The sequence below is a fragment of the Escherichia sp. WS2035 genome, from assembly GCF_046487065.1.
Lineage (GTDB): Bacteria > Pseudomonadota > Gammaproteobacteria > Enterobacterales > Enterobacteriaceae > Escherichia > Escherichia coli.
Map to the genome: position 1 here is coordinate 417,950 of NZ_JBJQKD010000001.1, position 17,224 is coordinate 435,173.

Genomic DNA, 17,224 nt, shown 5'->3' on the forward strand with positions numbered 1-17,224 from the left:
CTCCGGCATTACTATTTACTTGCCTGTGACCGCTGCTGCCGTTCCTGGCACCATCAGCTCTGTAGCAACGATAACAATCACCAAACCAACAAGCACCGGCACCGAGGTGCGTTTTACGACTTCAAACGGCGAGATCTTCGCCATCCCGGCAACCGCAACGACTACGCCAGAAACGGGTGATAGGGTACGACCCAGGTTTGACGCCTGCAGCATCGGGATAGTCAAATACGCCGGGTTAATGCCGGAGGAGTGCGCCAGTTTCGGGATCATCTCAACAAACGCATAAAACGGCGCATTGCCTGAACCGGTCGTGACTGCCGCCAGCATTGTCAGGATCACCAATACCAGCATCAGGATGATACTCGCCGAACCAAACGAGGTAGCGATAGAAATCAGACTTTGAATAAAGCCGATGGTGCTAAGCCCCTGAGCGAATACCCCAGCGGCAACCAGCAGCATCACCACGTTAGCAAATGCATCTGCCATACCGCGATAAGCCACTTCCAGACCAGAGAAAACTTTCTGGGTATTAAAGCTGCGGATGAACTCCAGAATGGAGGCAATTAGCATACAAATCACCAGAATAGTGATGATGTGTAATTGCGGACCCCATTTGCCGTCAAAAATCAGCACTCCGATGATCGGCGTGAACGGCAAAATGGCATAAAACGCAGGGGCAGTGGTGGTGATTTCACTGACATCTAACATTTCATGAGAGATGTGCTCTTTTTTATCCAGATAACGTTGCCAGAAGAAGTGGGCGATCGCCATGCCGATAATTGCAGCAATTGAGATAGGCAGCGTTGTTTTGAAGGCGAAGTCAATCAGCGACATTTCGGAAGCCTGCGCTGCCAGCACCACATCCCCTGAAGTCGGTGCGAGAATAATCGCCGCCGGGGAGGCACAAATGGCAGCAGCTGCGCCACGACTGATACCAACGTTTACCATCACCGGAAACAGGGTTGCCATCAGCAAAACACCCAGACCGGTTGCGGAAGAGACGGCCAGTGACATCAGACAGGCAACAAAATAGGCGGCAATCATCAGAAGGTAAGGGGAGTTAATATACTGCAATGGTTTTGACGCCAGCTTGACCACCATATCATTCGCGCCGATATGGGTCATGTAAGCGGCAAAGCCACACAGCATCATAATCATCATGCCGAGGTCGCCGCCGCGGCTCATTAGCAATATTTTAACGTATTCAACGATATCCGTGGCGCTGTAGCCTGTTGAAGCCTGGCTGGACGGTAACACTTTGTGCCCCATAATGGCACTGATAATCAGCAATAACAGGCCACCGACAAATAACACGCCAGTGGCAGAATACCCTTTAATGATGTAGCGAGCTACACCCACAATAACCACAACCCCAATAAGGAGTTCAATGAATGTCAGCATAATTTTTCCTGTCTCCAGGCCCCAAAGTAAATAATAAAAAATTCCTAAAAGTTAAGGAAAAAATATGCCCAATAAATTGGCGGTGAATGCTGATTAAAATCAAGAAAAACTGCCATTAAGACATTGAAGTTGCTGTTTTTATACGTAGATAACAAAACGCATATTTAGCGGTTGGCAAATATCACATAATAATGTGTGTAAATTGATGGCGGATTGATGCAAATTTGTTAATTGTAAGGTGTTAGCTGCGGTTGTGTGCTCAAAAAATAATCTTCCATGAGCATGGGTTGACGATACATAATATATTTTTCGTTAAGATATTTTTTATATCTTATTAAAAAATAAGGTAATTTTTATCGGTTGTATTTTGTTATCAGAAACGACTTGGTTTTTCTTTTATGACTATTCCCATCGCAGAAAACGATGCATCGTCTTTAATCGATGCGCGGAAATATTTATCTTGAACTAGCGGAAATAAATAGAGCAGCTATTCATATTATTCTTCATGTTGGGGCTATTGAGGTTATGTTAATTGTAGTTTTGCTATGTTAGTAGTAGATTTTTGATAAATGTTTAATGGTCACAAATGAACGTGAGTAAATATGTCGCTATATTTTTCTTTGTTTTTATTCAGTTAATCAGTGTTGGTAAAGTTTTTGCTAACGCTGATGAGTGGATGACAACGTTTAGAGAAAATATTGCACAAACCTGGCAACAGCCAGAACATTATGATTTATATATTCCTGCCATCACCTGGCATGCGCGTTTTGCCTATGACAAAGAAAAAACCGATCGCTATAACGAGCGACCGTGGGGTGGCGGTTTTGGTCAGTCGCGTTGGGATGAAAAAGGAAACTGGCATGGCCTGTATGCAATGGCATTTAAGGACTCGTGGAACAAATGGGAACCGATTGCCGGATACGGATGGGAAAGTACCTGGCGACCGCTGGCGGATGAAAATTTTCATTTAGGCCTGGGATTTACCGCTGGCGTAACGGCGCGCGATAACTGGAATTACATCCCTCTTCCGGTTCTACTGCCATTGGCCTCTGTGGGGTATGGCCCCGCGACGTTTCAGATGACCTACATTCCGGGTACCTACAACAATGGCAATGTGTACTTTGCCTGGATGCGCTTTCAGTTTTGAGACAAATGAAGTTTTAGTAAATTCTTTAAAATCAACCACTAAAATAATTAACATCAAAAATAACGCGACTTTTATCACTTTTTAGTAAAGTTGCACTGGACAAAGCGTACCACAATTGGTGTACTGGTAACCGACACAGCATTTGTGTCTATTTTTCATGTAAAGGTAATTTTGATGTCTAAGATTAAAGGTAACGTTAAGTGGTTTAATGAGTCCAAAGGATTCGGTTTCATTACTCCGGAAGACGGCAGCAAAGACGTGTTCGTACACTTCTCTGCAATCCAGACTAATGGTTTTAAAACTCTTGCTGAAGGTCAGCGCGTAGAGTTCGAAATCACTAACGGTGCCAAAGGCCCTTCTGCTGCAAACGTAATCGCTCTGTAAGATACGTCAGCAAGAATTCAAAACCCGCTTAATCAGCGGGTTTTTTTTGGTCTTTAGTGTGCGGTTGAGGCGGAAAACAGCCAGAAAGCCAGTGCGGTCATGGCAAAAGACCCCAAAAGGTTGACGAAAACGTTCAGTAACGCCCAGCCAAAGCGGCCCTCTTGTAACAAAAACACCACTTCTGCCGAAAATGTTGAGAAGGTTGTTAGACCGCCACAAAATCCGGTGGTGATTAATACTTTCCACACTGGATCAATGTTCGTCATCCTGCTGAACCAGGCGAATCCCATTCCTATGATGAATGCCCCAATCAGGTTTGCTGCCAGCGTTCCCAACGGAATCGCCTGATGCAGCGGGTTAAATCGCATACTTAACAGCCATCTCGCCACGCTTCCCGTACCACCGCCAATAAAAACTGCTAAAAGAAGTTGTAACACTGCAAAATCCTGCTATTTGATTTGTATGAGTGATAAGTGTAACGCCGAATAATCGCCGTTGGCGAATTTTACGACTCTGACAGGAGGTGGCAATGCTGGTTGCCGCAGGACAGTTTGCTGTTACATCTGTGTGGGAAAAGAACGTTGAGATTTGTGCCTCGTTGATGGCGCAGGCGGCGGAAAACGAGGTTTCGCTGTTTGTCCTGCCGGAAGCATTACTGGCGCGTGATGATCATGATGCAGATCTATCGGTTAAATCAGCACAACTGCTGGAAGGCGAATTCCTCGGTCGTTTACGGCGAGAAAGTAAACGTAACATGATGACGACAATTCTGACGATTCATGTTCCTTCAACACCGGGGCGCGCATGGAATATGCTGGTGGCGCTACAGGCAGGAAACATCGTCGCCCGTTATGCCAAACTGCATCTCTATGATGCATTTGCCATTCAGGAATCACGCCATGTTGATGCTGGTAATGAAATAGCTCCGTTACTGGAGGTGGAGGGGATGAAGGTCGGTCTGATGACCTGTTATGACTTACGCTTTCCAGAGCTGGCGCTGGCACAGGCATTACAGGGAGCTGAAATACTGGTACTTCCTGCCGCCTGGGTTCGTGGGCCGCTCAAAGAGCATCACTGGTCAACGTTGCTTGCCGCTCGTGCGCTGGATACCACCTGTTATATGGTGGCGGCGGGGGAGTGCGGGAACAAAAATATCGGGCAAAGCCGGATTATAGATCCCTTTGGCGTCACCATTGCGGCAGCGTCAGAAATGCCTGCACTCATTATGGCGGAAGTGACGCCCGAACGTGTGCGTCAGGTGCGCGCGCAACTGCCCGTCTTAAACAACCGTCGCTTTGCGCCGCCGCAATTATTATGATGTTTTTTTACTCGGCGCTTGATTCACCTTGTTACAGATTGCTATTGTGTGCGCGCGTCGAATGACCGTTAATATTCTCTGGTTTTTAAGGCGCGTTCTGTTGCCGGTTATATGTCAAGAAGGTATCTATGGGTGAGATTAGTATTACCAAACTGCTGGTAGTTGCGGCGCTGGTCGTTCTGCTGTTTGGGACTAAGAAGTTACGTACGCTGGGCGGAGACCTTGGAGCGGCCATTAAAGGGTTCAAGAAGGCGATGAATGATGACGATGCTGCGGCGAAAAAAGGCGCAGACGTTGATCTTCAGGCTGAAAAGCTCTCTCATAAAGAGTGACGTGGCGAGCAGGACGCTCCCTCAATATCTTGTTCGATACAAAAACCCGCTTCAAAAAGCGGGTTTTTTATCAGACAGATGTAAGTAATTATTACAGGATTACTTAACTTCCATCCCTTTCGCCTGCAAATCGGCGTGGTAAGAAGAGCGGACAAACGGACCGCATGCAGCATGGGTAAAGCCCATCGCCAGCGCTTCGGCTTTCATTTCGTCGAACTCATCCGGGCTAACGTAACGTTGAACCGGCAGGTGATGGCGGCTTGGCTGCAAATATTGCCCCAGCGTTAGCATCGTCACACCATGACGGCGCAGGTCGCGCATTACCTCAATAATTTCTTCATTGGTTTCACCCAGTCCCACCATCAGACCAGACTTGGTCGGGATTTCCGGATGCGCTTCTTTAAAGCGTTCCAGCAGCTTAAGCGACCAGTTGTAATCTGCACCAGGCCGTACCTGACGGTAAATACGCGGTACGTTTTCCAGGTTATGGTTGAACACATCTGGTGGCGTTGCAGTCAGAATATCCAGAGCACGATCCATACGACCGCGGAAATCCGGCACCAGAGTTTCAATTTTGATTTGCGGGCTTTTTTCCCGAATGGCAGTAATGCAATCCGCAAAGTGCTGGGCACCGCCATCGCGCAGATCATCACGGTCAACGGAGGTGATAACCACATAACGCAGCGCCATATCGGCAATGGTCTGCGCCAGTTTCACTGGTTCATTGGCATCAGGAGCTACCGGGCGACCGTGGGCAACGTCACAGAACGGGCAACGGCGGGTACAAATAGCGCCGAGGATCATAAACGTTGCAGTGCCGTGGTTAAAGCATTCCGCCAGGTTAGGGCAGGAGGCTTCCTCGCAGACAGAATGCAGGCCATTTTTGCGCATTGCGGCTTTGATGCCCTGGATACGTGTAGAGTCCGCTGGAAGCTTGATTTTCATCCATTCCGGCTTGCGCAGCAGGGCTTCGCGCTCTGTTGCCACGTTTTTAACCGGGATAAGGGCCATCTTATCGGCATCGCGGTATTTAACACCGCGTTCCATCACAATGGGTTTACTCATAGCGTGCGTGTTCCAGTTGCGAATTACGAAGGAAAGCGTTTCAATTCAATAGATTGTTGTAATTATCAACTATTTTTGAATTAACGACTGGCAGTATATCATTGAAACGGACCTGAAAGCAGCCAAAGCGGTCGCGAAAATGTAAAATTGTTGTTGGATTGTGCCATTTTATCGTTGTGCGCTGTGATCTGGCTGTAACAATACTTTTTCAAAATGCATTACGGATAACATCTATGACCCCGTGCAAAACATGTTATTGATGATGAGATCGGTTTGAAACTGACTGAGTTGGTTTTCCGCGCCGCTGATGGGCGGGTTGCGCAGTAAAAGCTGTGGATAGTGAGTTTTAATCGCCCGATAGATGACAGGAAGGACCAGGGCTCCGACCGAGGGGGAGGGCGCAATAGTTATCGTCCGTTGCTTATCATAGCTTCCTTCGATATCCAGCGCGCCAAGAATGGACTCAAGTCCCTGAGTGATAGACTCATATAGATACATCGCAAATGCGGTAGGAGTGACACCCTGGCCTTTGCGAATAAACAATAGGTCAGGGAATATAACGCGCAGTTTCTGAATAGGCTGATAGATTGCCGAGGGGGGGCAGATTAAGCACTTTCGCTGCATTAACGATTCCTTTATGGACATATGCAACTTCAAAATAGTCAGAAGGGTAAGATCAATATTTCGTAAGGTTGTAAATATTTGTGGTTTACCTTCTGACGATTTTCTGCTTAAACAGGGTTCAATTTTATTATTACTATCCACGCACTTACTCCAATTTTATTCATGAAAAAATAATATTTAAAAAAATTACAATAATCTTATGTCTAATTGGGACGGAACGCTTTTGCTCACCATGGTCAATTATTTCAATGAGTTAATCAATTAGGTGGGCTACGGAGCAAGGCGTAGCATCGCATTTCTGCAAGTGATAAAGAAAATATACAAACGCGAAGGAGATGTAAAGCATTAGCAGGTATTATGAGTAATGACCCAGTGTAAATTGGGCCATTGATGTATGGAATTAAGCGGTAATATATTCGAAGTCAGGATTGTTTAGTAGCGCTAAAATATTTTCCAGTAAACGTGGTGCAATATTATTAGTCGTCGCTTCGGGTTTCCATTGTGATATTTTAGCCATTTCCATTCCTGCATACCCACAAGGATTAATACGTAAAAATGGTGAAAGATCCATATTGACGTTTAATGCCAGACCGTGGAATGAACAACCGCGTCGAATACGTAAACCCAGTGAGCAAATTTTCTTTTCCCCGACATAGACACCAGGCGCGTCAGCCCGAGGATGCGCTTCTATACCCAGTTCAGCCAGGGTATTCACCACTGTTTGCTCAAGCAAGGTCACCAGTTCACGCACACCGAGTTTACGGCGTTTCAGGTTAAGCAACACATACATCACCTGTTGCCCCGGCCCGTGATAAGTCACCTGCCCACCGCGATCGCTCTGGATCACCGGAATATCACCCGGCATTAAAATGTGCTCCGCCTTTCCTGCCTGCCCTTGGGTGAATACCGGATAGTGCTCGACCAGCCAGATTTCATCAAGGGTACTTTCATCGCGGGTATCGGTGAATTCATGCATAGCCTGGGAGATTGGCTCGTAAGGCTGAAGACCGAGCTGGCGGACAAGAATTTTATCCTGATACAAAACGGCATCTCCGTGGAGAATGAGTAAAAGTGGGGGAAAAGTATATCACAGCGAGGAGAGGGGAGTTACCCGACCAGGAGCCGGGTAACGGAGAAGCGAGTTACAGAACCATGCGGACAATATCGATTTTGCCCAGTTCTTCATACAGTGTTTCAACCTGCTCGATATGAGTGGCGTTGATAGTGATAGATACCGAGTGGTAGTTGCCTTTGCTGCTTGGTTTTACCGTTGGGGTGTAGTCACCTGGCGCATGGCGCTGTACCACTTCAACCACCTGATCAACCAGCTCAGGTAACGCCTGCCCCATAACTTTGTAAGTAAAAGGAGTAGGGAATTCAAGCAGTTCGTTAAGTTTGGTTTTCATGTCAGCTCCGGCGTAACGTAATTAAATAGCAACTCCCGCCAGAAGGCGGGAGTTTTTTACTGATGCTTAGTATATGGGGACGGAAATTACACTTTCAAGTGTTCAATTTTTAACCAAACCAGTGATGGAACATTAATTTAATGTAATCAATGATTTTGCCGAAGAAGTTACCTTCCGGGATTTCTTGCAGCACAACCAGCGGGCGTTGTTCGATCGTTTTGCCGTCAAGCTGGAAGTTGATAGTTCCGACGACCTGATTCTTTTGCAGCGGCGCATGCAATTCACTGCTGTTCAGCACATAGCTAGCTTTCAGATCTTTCATGCGACCACGCGGAATGGTCAGGTACACGTCTTTATCAACCCCTAACGAAGCGCGATCAGAATCACCAAACCAAACCGGTTCAGAGGCGAACTCTTTACCTACTTTCAGAGGATTAACGGTTTCGAAGAAACGGAAGCCCCAGGTTAGCAATTTTTTACTTTCGGCTTCACGGCCTTTAAAAGTACGTCCGCCCATCACCGCAGAGATCAAGCGCATCTGGCCTTCAGTCGCAGAAGCAACAAGGTTGTAACCTGCTTTGTCAGTGTGTCCGGTTTTGATGCCGTCGACATTCAGGCTGTTATCCCATAACAGGCCGTTACGGTTCAGCTGGCGAATACCGTTAAACGTAAATTCTTTTTCTTTATAGATCGAGTATTCATTCGGTACGTCACGGATCAACGCCTGGCCGATCAGCGCCATATCTCGCGCGGAGCTGTACTGACCATCAGCATCCAGACCGTGTACCGTCTGGAAGTGGGTATTTTTCAGGCCCAGGGCGTTAACGTAGCTGTTCATCAAGCCAACAAAAGCGTCCTGGCTACCAGCGGCAAAATCGGCCATGGCGACACAAGCATCGTTACCCGATTGCAGGTTAATACCGCGGATCAGCTGAGAAACCGGAACCTGCATGCCCGGTTTGAGGAACATCAGCGAAGAACCTTTAAACACCGGGTTACCGGTGGCCCATGCGTCGTTGCCGATAGTGACTAAATCAGTTTCTTTAAATTTACCGGCTTTCATTGCCTGGCCGATAACGTAACTGGTCATCATTTTGGTCAGGCTGGCAGGATCGCGGCGGACATCAGCGTTCTGTTCGGCGAGTACTTTGCCGGAGTTATAGTCAATCAGGATGTAGGACTCCGCGTCGATCTGCGGTACACCCGGGATCATGGTTTTGATATTCAGGTCATCGGCATGTGCAGCAGAGATAAAGGCTGTGCAAAGAGCCGTGGTGAGCGCCAGGCGCTTCATGATACGAGCGGAAAAAATGGTATTCATGGTCTGAACTACGACATCCGTGATGGAATTAAAAAAAGTGCCCTACTATAGCAAATGCACTACCGGCAGGCATCTGACTTTCCGCGTGACTTTGTTAACGTCATTTACAGAAATTGACACATCAGATGCCTGCTTTACGCTACTGCGCGGTGGTAATAAATGACTGTAATTGGGCTTCGGTTTGCAAACGTTGCTGCAAGGTACTGGCTTCGGCTTTGCTGGCGAATGGGCCAAGCTGGATCCGCCAGACCGCGCCATTTTGAGTTACGCGACCGGGGACGCCGAACTTCTGTCCCAGTTGCTGTTGGTACTGTTGCGCACGAGCCTGATCGCTAACGGCCCCGACTTGCACCATAAAGTTGCCGCTGGCGCTTTGCGAGGCGGCTTGCGGTGTCACCATTGCAGGTGAGGTTGCAGGCGTTGTCGACGGAGCTGTAACAACGGGCTGTGGCGCAGGCGTCGGTTCGCTGCCTTCCAGTACACCAGGCGCTAAGGTCGTTGGTGCGCCGAGGAAACCGCTGCTGGTTACCGGCGCGCCGGTCGGATCTTCGCTTTTTAGCGTCGAATTACTGACCGGAAGAATGTCACCCTGCGGGACAGGCACTGAACTTGTTCCCGCGCCACCGCTTAAATCGGGAGGTGCTGGCAGGGCGTAAGTCTGTTTGGCGACTGTGGTACAAGCCATACCAGGACCAGAAAGCGAACCATCCTGGGCGACAATAATCGGATCGATACGAACTTTGGTGTTGTTTGACGTGTTAAGACGGTCAGCTGCCGCGCGAGAAAGCGAAATCACGCGGTCGTTGCCATAAGGGCCGCGATCATTAATGCGCACCACGATCATTCGCCCGTTAGCCAGGTTAGTGATTCTGGCGTAGCTGGGGATCGGAAGCGTTGGATGGGCCGCCGTCAACTGTGTCGGATCGAAAGCTTCGCCAGAGGCCGTCAGGTTACTGCCGGGTTCGGCATCATAGATTGCCGCCAGTCCCGCCTGGCTAAATCGAGACGGATCCTGCACGATTTTGTAGCTTTTACCGTCGCGCTGGTAATCCTGATTTGCCGTCGCGTTCAGTGGTTCGAAACGCGGGTCTGCCCCGCTAATTTCAACTATGGGGCCGTTACATACCGCAGGCTGCGGTACACTTACCGTCTGTTGCTGACCATCATCGCTTGTACATGCCGCGAGCATTCCTGCCGCGATGCAGATCCCGAGCCACTGCTTACGCATTGCGCACCTCTTACACGCTTTTCGACAACATTTTCCTGTGGGTGTGGATTGACATTACAATCCCGAACCCAGCCATCAGCACAATTAGCGCCGATCCTCCATAACTGACCAGTGGGAGCGGAACCCCTACAACCGGCAGAATACCGCTTACCATACCAATATTTACGAAGACATAAACGAATAATATCAGCATTAAGCCGCCAGCCATGACGCGACCAAAGGTGGTTTGCGCTCTGGCGGCTATCCACAGCCCGCGCATGATCAGCAGAATGTAGAGAGCGAGCAGAATCAAAATGCCCACTAATCCCAGCTCTTCCGCCAGTACCGCGAAGATAAAGTCGGTATGGCGTTCGGGGAGAAATTCAAGCTGTGACTGAGTGCCGTGCAGCCAGCCTTTGCCGCGTAATCCGCCGGAGCCAATAGCAATTTTAGACTGAATAATGTGATAGCCTGCGCCGAGTGGGTCTGATTCCGGGTCCAGGAGCATCATTACGCGCTGGCGCTGGTAATCATGCATCAGGAAGAACCACAGAATCGGAATGAACGCCGCTACCAGCACTACTGCGACGCCAATCAGACGCCAGCTAAGGCCAGAGAGGAACAGTACAAACAGGCCGGAAAGCGCAACGAGGATTGATGTTCCCAGGTCAGGCTGTGCAGCCACCAGCAGCGTGGGCATAAATATCAGCACCAGCGCGATAGCTGTATTCTTCAATGAAGGTGGGCAAACGTCGCGGTTGATAAAGCGTGCAACCATCAACGGTACGGCTATCTTGGCAATTTCCGACGGTTGAAAACGAACAATACCGAGGTCCAGCCAGCGTTGAGCGCCTTTAGAGATGGCACCGAAAGCATCTACCGCCACCAGCAAAATAATACAGATGATATAGAGATAGGGGGCCCAGCCTTCATAAACGCGTGGAGGAATTTGCGCCATCACCACCATGATGACCAGACCCATCGCAATCTGGCCGATTTTACGCTCCATCATGCCAATATCCTGACCGCTGGCGCTCCAGATAACCAGGGCGCTGTAAACCAGCAATGCCAGTAAGATCAGCAGCATTGTGGGATCGAGATGGACTTTATCCCAGAATGTTTTTTTATTCGGATTATCCGTCATGATTAATGGTCCTCCGCTGCGGCAACCGCTGGATTTTCCGCAGGCAGATCGGTGTTGTTATCACCCAGCATAATGTGGTCGAGGATCTGGCGCATCAGCGTACCAACCGCCGGACCCGCGCCACCGTTCTCCAGAATCATGGCGACAGCCACTTGCGGATTGTTGTATGGCGCAAAGGCGGTCATCAGTTTGTGGTCACGTAAACGCTCGGCAATTTTGTGCGCATTATAGGTTTCGTTCGCTTTCAGACCGAAGACCTGAGCGGTACCGGATTTCGCCGCAATTTTGTACGGTGCGCTGGCAAAATATTTATGCGCCGTACCGTTAGGGCGGTTAGCAACACCGTACATACCGTCTTTCGCCAGCTCCCAGTAACCGGAATGAATATCGCCGACGGGCGGTTCATGCGGTTGTACCCATGGCACCTGTTTGCCGTCTTCGGCGGTGCTCATCAGCAAATGCGGAACCTTCACGATACCGTCATTAATCAGGATCATCAGTGCCTTACTCATCTGGATTGGGGTCGCTGTCCAGTAACCCTGACCGATACCAACCGGAATGGTGTCACCCTGATACCACGGTTTTTTAAAGCGTTTCTGTTTCCATTCGCGGGTAGGCATGTTGCCGGAACGTTCTTCCGCCAGGTCGATACCGGTGTAATGACCATAACCGAATTTACCCATCCATTCGGAGAGGCGATCGATCCCCATATCGTAGGCCACCTGATAGAAGAAGGTATCCGCAGATTCTTCCAGCGATCTTGTGACATTCAGACGCCCGTGGCCCCATTTTTTCCAGTCACGATAACGTTTTTCCGAACCTGGAAGTTGCCACCAGCCGGGGTCAAACAACGTCGTATTGCGCGTGATCACTCCGGCGCTCAATGCCGAAACCGCCACATAGGGTTTAACTGTAGACGCGGGAGGATAAACCCCCTGTGTGGCGCGGTTCACCAGCGGTGTATTCGGGTCGTTCAGCAAGGCGGAATAATCTTTGCTGGAGATACCGTCAACAAACAGGTTTGGGTCATAACTAGGCGTGGAAACCAGCGCCAACACCCCACCGGTACGCGGATCGGTGACTACCACAGCTGCGCGGCTACCCGCCAGCAGCGTTTCAATATATTGCTGGAGTTTGAGATCCAGCGTCAGGTAAATATCGTGTCCGGCCTGCGGTGGTACTTCTTTTAACTGGCGGATAACACGCCCACGGTTGTTAACTTCAACCTCTTCATAACCGGTCTGACCGTGCAGCACGTCTTCATAGTAACGCTCAATGCCCAGCTTACCGATATCATGCGTTGCCGCATAGTTGGCCAGTTTGCCGTCATTATTCAGGCGTTCGACGTCTTTATCGTTGATTTTCGACACATAGCCGATGACGTGGGTCAACGCCGAACCGTAAGGATAGTAACGACGTTTATAGCCTTTAACTTCAACACCCGGAAAACGGTACTGGTTGACGGCAAAGCGAGCTACTTGTACTTCGGTCAGGTTAGTTTTCACCGGAATAGAGGTGAAACGGTGTGAACGTGCGCGCTCTTTTCGGAATGCAGCAATATCATCATCGGTCAGATCAACCACGCTGCGCAAAGCGTCCAGCGTTTGCTGCACGTTATCGACTTTCTCCGGCATCATTTCTATCTGGTAGATAGTGCGGTTGAGAGCCAGAGGGATACCGTTACGGTCGTAGATAATGCCGCGGCTGGGTGCGATAGGCACCAGCTTAATGCGGTTTTCATTAGAGCGGGTCTGGTAGTCGGTAAAGCGAACAATTTGCAGATTATACAGGTTGGCGATAAGCACGCCGGTCAGCAGCAAAATCCCCAAAAAGGCGACCAGCGCCCGGCGCACAAACAGCGCGGACTCTGCCGTATAGTCGCGAAAAGAGTTCTGTAGTTTCATCCGCTGCGTTTTCTACTCAAAGCTCACTTATCACTCACGGTGATAAGGATGGTTGGTGGTGATGCTCCACGCCCGGTACAGACTCTCTGCGACCAGCACGCGAACCAGCGGATGGGGAAGGGTAAGTGCCGACAGCGACCAGCTCTGCTCCGCCGCCGCTTTACAGGCAGGCGACAACCCTTCAGGCCCGCCAATCAGTAGACTGACGTCGCGACCATCCAGCTTCCAGCGTTCCAGCTCAGCGGCTAACTGCGGCGTATCCCAGGGCTTGCCTGGAATATCGAGGGTGACAATGCGGTTTTTGCCTGCGGCCGCCAACATCTGCTCACCCTCTTTGTCGAGTATGCGCTTGATGTCCGCATTCTTGCCGCGTTTTCCGGCCGGAATTTCAATCAGCTCGAAGGGCATATCTTTCGGAAAACGACGCAGGTACTCGGTAAAACCGGTTTGTACCCAGTCCGGCATTTTCGTTCCCACGGCGACAAGTTGCAGCTTCACGCATTAACTCCAGAGTTTTTCCAGTTCATACAGGCGACGGCTCTCTTCCTGCATGACATGGACAATCACATCGCCCAAATCCACGACAATCCAGTCGGCGCTGTTTTCACCTTCTACGCCGAGCGGTAACAGGCCCGCTGCGCGAGACTCCTGCACAACGTGATCAGCAATGGACATAACATGGCGGCTGGACGTACCCGTACAGATGATCATGCAGTCGGTGATGCTGGATTTGCCCTGAACGTCTAAGGCGATGATGTCCTGACCTTTGAGGTCATCAATTTTGTCGATAACAAAATCCTGGAGTGCTTTACCCTGCAAGTTTTCCCCCTGGGTGAATCAAATAGATAAAAATGGTCTGTCAGTATACCTGAACCAGAGGCGATTTCGGGACAATTGTCGCCGAATCGGCTTTCGAAAGTGGGCTATCATCCCACCCCGCGCCGCAGATTGCATCGCCATTTTTGTAAAACAATTTCTACAAAGTCGTGTCTGGCGGAAAAAGTCTGGCTGCGGAGAATATCAGCCTGCCCGGGGCTGTCAATGGTCGTTGCGGCTTACCCGTAAAAAAACAGAAAAGTCATGCATTCTCGACCCCGATGGCACGGCTATTGAGGACGCGTAGCGTCGCGAATTTTTGGTTGATATCAATGGCGCTCCAACACCCCTGGTCAACGCGGAAATGCCACATAGACTCGGCAGGCATACCAATTAAACGAGCAATTAACAGACTCAGTACGCCCTGATGGCTGACGACTAAAATATTCTGATAGTGCTGATATTCACTAAGCCTTGCGATAAATCGTTCCACACGTTGCGAAAATGCCTGAAATCCTTCACCGTTCGTGGGGATAGCTTGCTGCCAGTCATTGCACCACGCGCTATAGTTTTCGGCATCTTCTTGCATGAGGTCACGATGATGTCGCATCTCCCAGTCGCCAAAAAACATTTCATTGAGTTCAGGGATGATATGAACGGGGTGCTGGCGGTCACTAAGAACCAGTCGCGCGGTATGCTGTGCCCGTTCCAGTTCACTGCATAAAACCAGGTCAAAGGAAACATCATGTAGCAGCGTATGCAGATTTTGCGCTTGCTCAATACCGCGCGCGGTCAGGGGTGTGGGCGCATGACCGCTGTACAGACCATCGACATTCGCTTGCGTTTCACCATGACGAATTAACCACAGTCGCATCATGCCCTCCGTAACGACAGGTATCAGCGATACAAGCCTTGTTGGTTAATGTAAGTCAGTACCGGTTCCGGTAATAAATCCTCACACGATTCACCGTTTTGCAAACGTTCGCGGATGATGGTCGCCGAGATGTTAAACCACGGCGTTTCAGCCAGATAAATTTTACCGGCAGGCTGAAGGTGAAGATCTTCCGGGTTATGTGTCAAATGATCTTCCAGCCATTGCTGGTATTGCGGTTGCGCCATTTCAAGTGGGTAACCTGGACGCCGACAGACGATCAAATGTGCATTGTCGAGTATCGTTTCGTATTCGTACCAGGTCGGAAAGGTCAGCAATGAATCCTGACCAATAATAAACGCCAGCGGCACGTCCGGTCCTTGTTCCTGCCGCCACTCTTTCAGTGTTTGCGCAGTGTAAGAGGGGGCATTGCGCTTTAGCTCGCGTTCATCAAGAGTAAATAATGGCTTGTCGGCAATCGCCAGTTCAAGCATGTGTTTACGCTGCATGCTGTTCGCTTCCGGCTGGGGACGATGCGGAGGAACATTATTAGGGATGATTGTGACCCGCGTCAGACCAATCAAATTCGCCAGCGTTTCCACGGGTTTAAGATGACCATAGTGCACCGGATCAAAGGTGCCGCCAAACAGAGCCTGTAAAGATTTCATATCAACCGTCGATAAATACGTCCGCCAGGGGTTTATGGCACAACAGAAGAGATAACCCTTCCAGCTCTGCCCACACTGACTGACCGTAATCTTGTTTGAGGGTGAGTTCCGTTCGTGTCAGGAGTTGCACGGCCTGACGTAACTGCGGCTGGCTTAAGCGATTTAACGCTTCGCTCATCATGCCCCGGCGGTTCTGCCATACCCGATGCTTATCAAACAACGCACGCAGTGGCGTATGGGCAGACTGGCGTTTCAGGTTAACCAGTAACAACAGTTCACGTTGTAATGTGCGCAACAAAATAACCGGTTCGCTGCCTTCCAGACGCAGTTGCTGAAGAATATGCAACGCGCGCTTACTTTTTCCCATCAACAAAGCATCAACCCAATGAAAAGGGGTGAAATGCGCGGCATCATTCACCGCCTGTTCAACGCGCGGTAATGTCAGTTTGCCGTCCGGCCAGAGTAGCGATAAACGCTCCAGTGCCTGGGCCAGCGCCAGCAGGTTACCTTCATAACAGTAGCAGAGCACCTGATTTGCAGCGTCATCCAGTTCTAAGTTGAGCTGTTTTGCGCGCGCAGCAACCCAGCGGGGCAGCTGAGCCTGCTCCGGTGTCTGACAGGTCACCTGCACGCTGCGATTCGCAAGAGCAGTAAACCAGGCGGCATTTTCTTGCGCTTTGCTTAATTTATTACCGCGGACGATCAACAGTAGATCGTCATGCAGAAGTCCGGTGAGTGTGAGAAGTTGTTCATTGATCGCCGCATTCGGTCCGTTTTCGGGTAACAACAGCAATAGCGTTTGTCGACTGGCAAACAGGCTCATGGCCTGGCATAACGAAAAAATCGCATTCCAGTCGGTGTTGGGATCAATGGAAAAAGTGTGGTGTTCTTCGAACCCTTGCGCCGCAGCGACCTGACGAACAGCGTCCTGGCTTTCCTGCAATAACAGAGGATCGTTACCAAGTAAAAGATACGCCGCGCGCAGCCCTTCATTGAGCTGCGCGCGGAGTTGTTCCGGGTACAACCGAATCATCAGTTACCCAGCGTGGTGGAGACGCGTGCAGGCGTTGCCGGAGTATCCGTTGTGGTCGACGTCTGTTCTTCGTCGGAACGAATATCTGCAGCACGGATGCTTGGCAGCTTACGAATCAGCTGTTCGGCAGCACGGTCGTACATCTCTTTTACGATCATGTCTTGTTCGTTATCTTTCGCTAACGCCATTTGCGGGTTATCGAAGAACGAACGGAAGACCTTGGCGCTAATCGGGTAGATGTCACGGCCGGGGATCAACACGGTCGCATTCACCGTCATGATCATCTGATACTCTGCTGTTTGACCGTTACGGAATACCGATGCGGTATCTTTCGCGATGCTCACTTTACCCAAACGCAGGGATGGAACGTCCTTACGCGTGGTTTCTTTATCAAGCAACTCGACACCATTCAGACGTAACTGGTTACGCACCGCACGGCTTAATGGCCCGTTCGGATCGCCTGAGTCCAGGATCATGACTTTCATAGTGGAAGGAACCTGCGTGGTGTCACGCAGATGCCAGCCACACCCGGCGGTGATTAACACCGCCAGAGATAACAACAATGTTGCCAGATATCGCACGC

General features: G+C 49.9%; 19 protein-coding genes and 1 pseudogene. 4 read left to right on the plus strand and 16 right to left on the minus strand.

What is annotated here, in order from left to right; translation table 11 throughout:
* Positions 1-15 precede the first annotated feature (15 nt).
* Positions 16-1,401: an anaerobic C4-dicarboxylate transporter DcuC gene (dcuC, locus tag ACJHX4_RS02010; RefSeq protein WP_000955057.1), complete on the minus strand. Its 1,386-nt coding sequence runs from the start codon at positions 1,399-1,401 to the stop codon at positions 16-18.
* Between the two features lie 586 nt (positions 1,402-1,987).
* Between dcuC and pagP the strand changes: the two genes are divergently transcribed.
* Both pagP and cspE read left to right on the plus strand, forming a co-directional pair.
* Complete coding sequence (gene pagP / locus ACJHX4_RS02015; protein WP_001103088.1) at positions 1,988-2,548, plus strand: lipid IV(A) palmitoyltransferase PagP; 561 nt, start codon at positions 1,988-1,990, stop codon at positions 2,546-2,548.
* 174 nt (positions 2,549-2,722) lie between these two features.
* On the plus strand, positions 2,723-2,932 hold the full coding sequence (gene cspE, locus ACJHX4_RS02020) for a transcription antiterminator/RNA stability regulator CspE (RefSeq protein ID WP_000034825.1): 210 nt from the start codon (positions 2,723-2,725) through the stop codon (positions 2,930-2,932).
* A gap of 53 nt (positions 2,933-2,985) precedes the next feature.
* Here the strand turns inward: cspE and crcB are convergent, their stop codons facing one another.
* Positions 2,986-3,369: a fluoride efflux transporter CrcB gene (gene crcB / locus ACJHX4_RS02025; protein WP_000939738.1), complete on the minus strand. Its 384-nt coding sequence runs from the start codon at positions 3,367-3,369 to the stop codon at positions 2,986-2,988.
* A gap of 92 nt (positions 3,370-3,461) precedes the next feature.
* Between crcB and ACJHX4_RS02030 the strand changes: the two genes are divergently transcribed.
* Together ACJHX4_RS02030 and tatE are read left to right on the plus strand one after the other, a co-directional pair.
* Positions 3,462-4,250 carry a deaminated glutathione amidase gene (locus ACJHX4_RS02030; RefSeq protein WP_001295861.1) on the plus strand — a complete coding sequence of 263 codons (789 nt, stop codon included), beginning with the start codon at positions 3,462-3,464 and terminating at the stop codon, positions 4,248-4,250.
* 128 nt (positions 4,251-4,378) lie between these two features.
* Positions 4,379-4,582, plus strand: a complete 204-nt coding sequence (gene tatE, locus ACJHX4_RS02035) for a twin-arginine translocase subunit TatE (protein ID WP_000503931.1) — start codon at positions 4,379-4,381, stop codon at positions 4,580-4,582.
* Positions 4,583-4,681: 99 nt separating this feature from the next.
* On the opposite strand, the gene lipA is transcribed toward tatE, so the two are convergent.
* From lipA to lptE, 14 genes and pseudogenes are all read right to left on the minus strand, one after another.
* On the minus strand, positions 4,682-5,647 hold the full coding sequence (lipA, locus tag ACJHX4_RS02040; RefSeq protein WP_000042632.1) for a lipoyl synthase: 966 nt from the start codon (positions 5,645-5,647) through the stop codon (positions 4,682-4,684).
* A gap of 240 nt (positions 5,648-5,887) precedes the next feature.
* Positions 5,888-6,412: pseudogene (locus tag ACJHX4_RS02045) on the minus strand (YbeF family transcriptional regulator); the annotation flags it as partial.
* Positions 6,413-6,671: 259 nt separating this feature from the next.
* Complete coding sequence (gene lipB, locus ACJHX4_RS02050; RefSeq protein WP_000284040.1) at positions 6,672-7,313, minus strand: lipoyl(octanoyl) transferase LipB; 642 nt, start codon at positions 7,311-7,313, stop codon at positions 6,672-6,674.
* Positions 7,314-7,413: 100 nt separating this feature from the next.
* Positions 7,414-7,677 carry a DUF493 family protein YbeD gene (gene ybeD, locus ACJHX4_RS02055; RefSeq protein WP_000850550.1) on the minus strand — a complete coding sequence of 88 codons (264 nt, stop codon included), beginning with the start codon at positions 7,675-7,677 and terminating at the stop codon, positions 7,414-7,416.
* Between the two features lie 109 nt (positions 7,678-7,786).
* Positions 7,787-8,998: a D-alanyl-D-alanine carboxypeptidase DacA gene (gene dacA, locus ACJHX4_RS02060; RefSeq protein ID WP_001092082.1), complete on the minus strand. Its 1,212-nt coding sequence runs from the start codon at positions 8,996-8,998 to the stop codon at positions 7,787-7,789.
* Positions 8,999-9,137: 139 nt separating this feature from the next.
* Complete coding sequence (gene rlpA, locus ACJHX4_RS02065) at positions 9,138-10,226, minus strand: endolytic peptidoglycan transglycosylase RlpA (protein WP_001231421.1); 1,089 nt, start codon at positions 10,224-10,226, stop codon at positions 9,138-9,140.
* Between the two features lie 10 nt (positions 10,227-10,236).
* Complete coding sequence (gene mrdB / locus ACJHX4_RS02070) at positions 10,237-11,349, minus strand: peptidoglycan glycosyltransferase MrdB (RefSeq protein WP_000131717.1); 1,113 nt, start codon at positions 11,347-11,349, stop codon at positions 10,237-10,239.
* Positions 11,350-11,351: 2 nt separating this feature from the next.
* Positions 11,352-13,253, minus strand: a complete 1,902-nt coding sequence (gene mrdA / locus ACJHX4_RS02075; RefSeq protein ID WP_000776191.1) for a peptidoglycan DD-transpeptidase MrdA — start codon at positions 13,251-13,253, stop codon at positions 11,352-11,354.
* A 30-nt stretch (positions 13,254-13,283) separates the two neighbouring features.
* Positions 13,284-13,751: a 23S rRNA (pseudouridine(1915)-N(3))-methyltransferase RlmH gene (gene rlmH, locus ACJHX4_RS02080; RefSeq protein WP_000776104.1), complete on the minus strand. Its 468-nt coding sequence runs from the start codon at positions 13,749-13,751 to the stop codon at positions 13,284-13,286.
* Between the two features lie 3 nt (positions 13,752-13,754).
* Positions 13,755-14,072 (minus strand): ribosome silencing factor, encoded by a 318-nt coding sequence (rsfS, locus tag ACJHX4_RS02085; protein WP_001161664.1) that lies wholly within the window; start codon positions 14,070-14,072, stop codon positions 13,755-13,757.
* Between the two features lie 259 nt (positions 14,073-14,331).
* A complete protein-coding gene (locus ACJHX4_RS02090; RefSeq protein WP_001295864.1) occupies positions 14,332-14,943 on the minus strand; it encodes an adenosylcobalamin/alpha-ribazole phosphatase in 612 nt (203 codons plus the stop codon).
* A 23-nt stretch (positions 14,944-14,966) separates the two neighbouring features.
* Positions 14,967-15,608 carry a nicotinate-nucleotide adenylyltransferase gene (gene nadD / locus ACJHX4_RS02095; RefSeq protein WP_000838881.1) on the minus strand — a complete coding sequence of 214 codons (642 nt, stop codon included), beginning with the start codon at positions 15,606-15,608 and terminating at the stop codon, positions 14,967-14,969.
* Between the two features lies 1 nt (position 15,609).
* Positions 15,610-16,641, minus strand: a complete 1,032-nt coding sequence (gene holA, locus ACJHX4_RS02100; protein WP_000620539.1) for a DNA polymerase III subunit delta — start codon at positions 16,639-16,641, stop codon at positions 15,610-15,612.
* Positions 16,641-17,222: an LPS assembly lipoprotein LptE gene (lptE, locus tag ACJHX4_RS02105; protein ID WP_001269673.1), complete on the minus strand. Its 582-nt coding sequence runs from the start codon at positions 17,220-17,222 to the stop codon at positions 16,641-16,643. Before lptE ends, holA begins: the two co-directional genes overlap by 1 nt.
* Between the last annotated feature and the right edge of the window lie 2 nt (positions 17,223-17,224).

Bases quoted from the DNA above. Each gene is read 5' to 3' on its own strand.
- dcuC (WP_000955057.1), bottom strand. From the start codon at position 1,401: ATGCTGACATTCATTGAACTCCTTATTGGGGTTGTGGTTATTGTGGGT.
- pagP (WP_001103088.1), top strand. From the start codon at position 1,988: ATGAACGTGAGTAAATATGTCGCTATATTTTTCTTTGTTTTTATTCAG.
- cspE (WP_000034825.1), top strand. From the start codon at position 2,723: ATGTCTAAGATTAAAGGTAACGTTAAGTGGTTTAATGAGTCCAAAGGA.
- ACJHX4_RS02030 (WP_001295861.1), top strand. From the start codon at position 3,462: ATGCTGGTTGCCGCAGGACAGTTTGCTGTTACATCTGTGTGGGAAAAG.
- tatE (WP_000503931.1), top strand. From the start codon at position 4,379: ATGGGTGAGATTAGTATTACCAAACTGCTGGTAGTTGCGGCGCTGGTC.
- lipA (WP_000042632.1), bottom strand. From the start codon at position 5,647: ATGAGTAAACCCATTGTGATGGAACGCGGTGTTAAATACCGCGATGCC.
- ybeD (WP_000850550.1), bottom strand. From the start codon at position 7,677: ATGAAAACCAAACTTAACGAACTGCTTGAATTCCCTACTCCTTTTACT.
- dacA (WP_001092082.1), bottom strand. From the start codon at position 8,998: ATGAATACCATTTTTTCCGCTCGTATCATGAAGCGCCTGGCGCTCACC.
- rlpA (WP_001231421.1), bottom strand. From the start codon at position 10,226: ATGCGTAAGCAGTGGCTCGGGATCTGCATCGCGGCAGGAATGCTCGCG.
- mrdB (WP_000131717.1), bottom strand. From the start codon at position 11,349: ATGACGGATAATCCGAATAAAAAAACATTCTGGGATAAAGTCCATCTC.
- mrdA (WP_000776191.1), bottom strand. From the start codon at position 13,253: ATGAAACTACAGAACTCTTTTCGCGACTATACGGCAGAGTCCGCGCTG.
- ACJHX4_RS02090 (WP_001295864.1), bottom strand. From the start codon at position 14,943: ATGCGACTGTGGTTAATTCGTCATGGTGAAACGCAAGCGAATGTCGAT.
- nadD (WP_000838881.1), bottom strand. From the start codon at position 15,608: ATGAAATCTTTACAGGCTCTGTTTGGCGGCACCTTTGATCCGGTGCAC.
- holA (WP_000620539.1), bottom strand. From the start codon at position 16,641: ATGATTCGGTTGTACCCGGAACAACTCCGCGCGCAGCTCAATGAAGGG.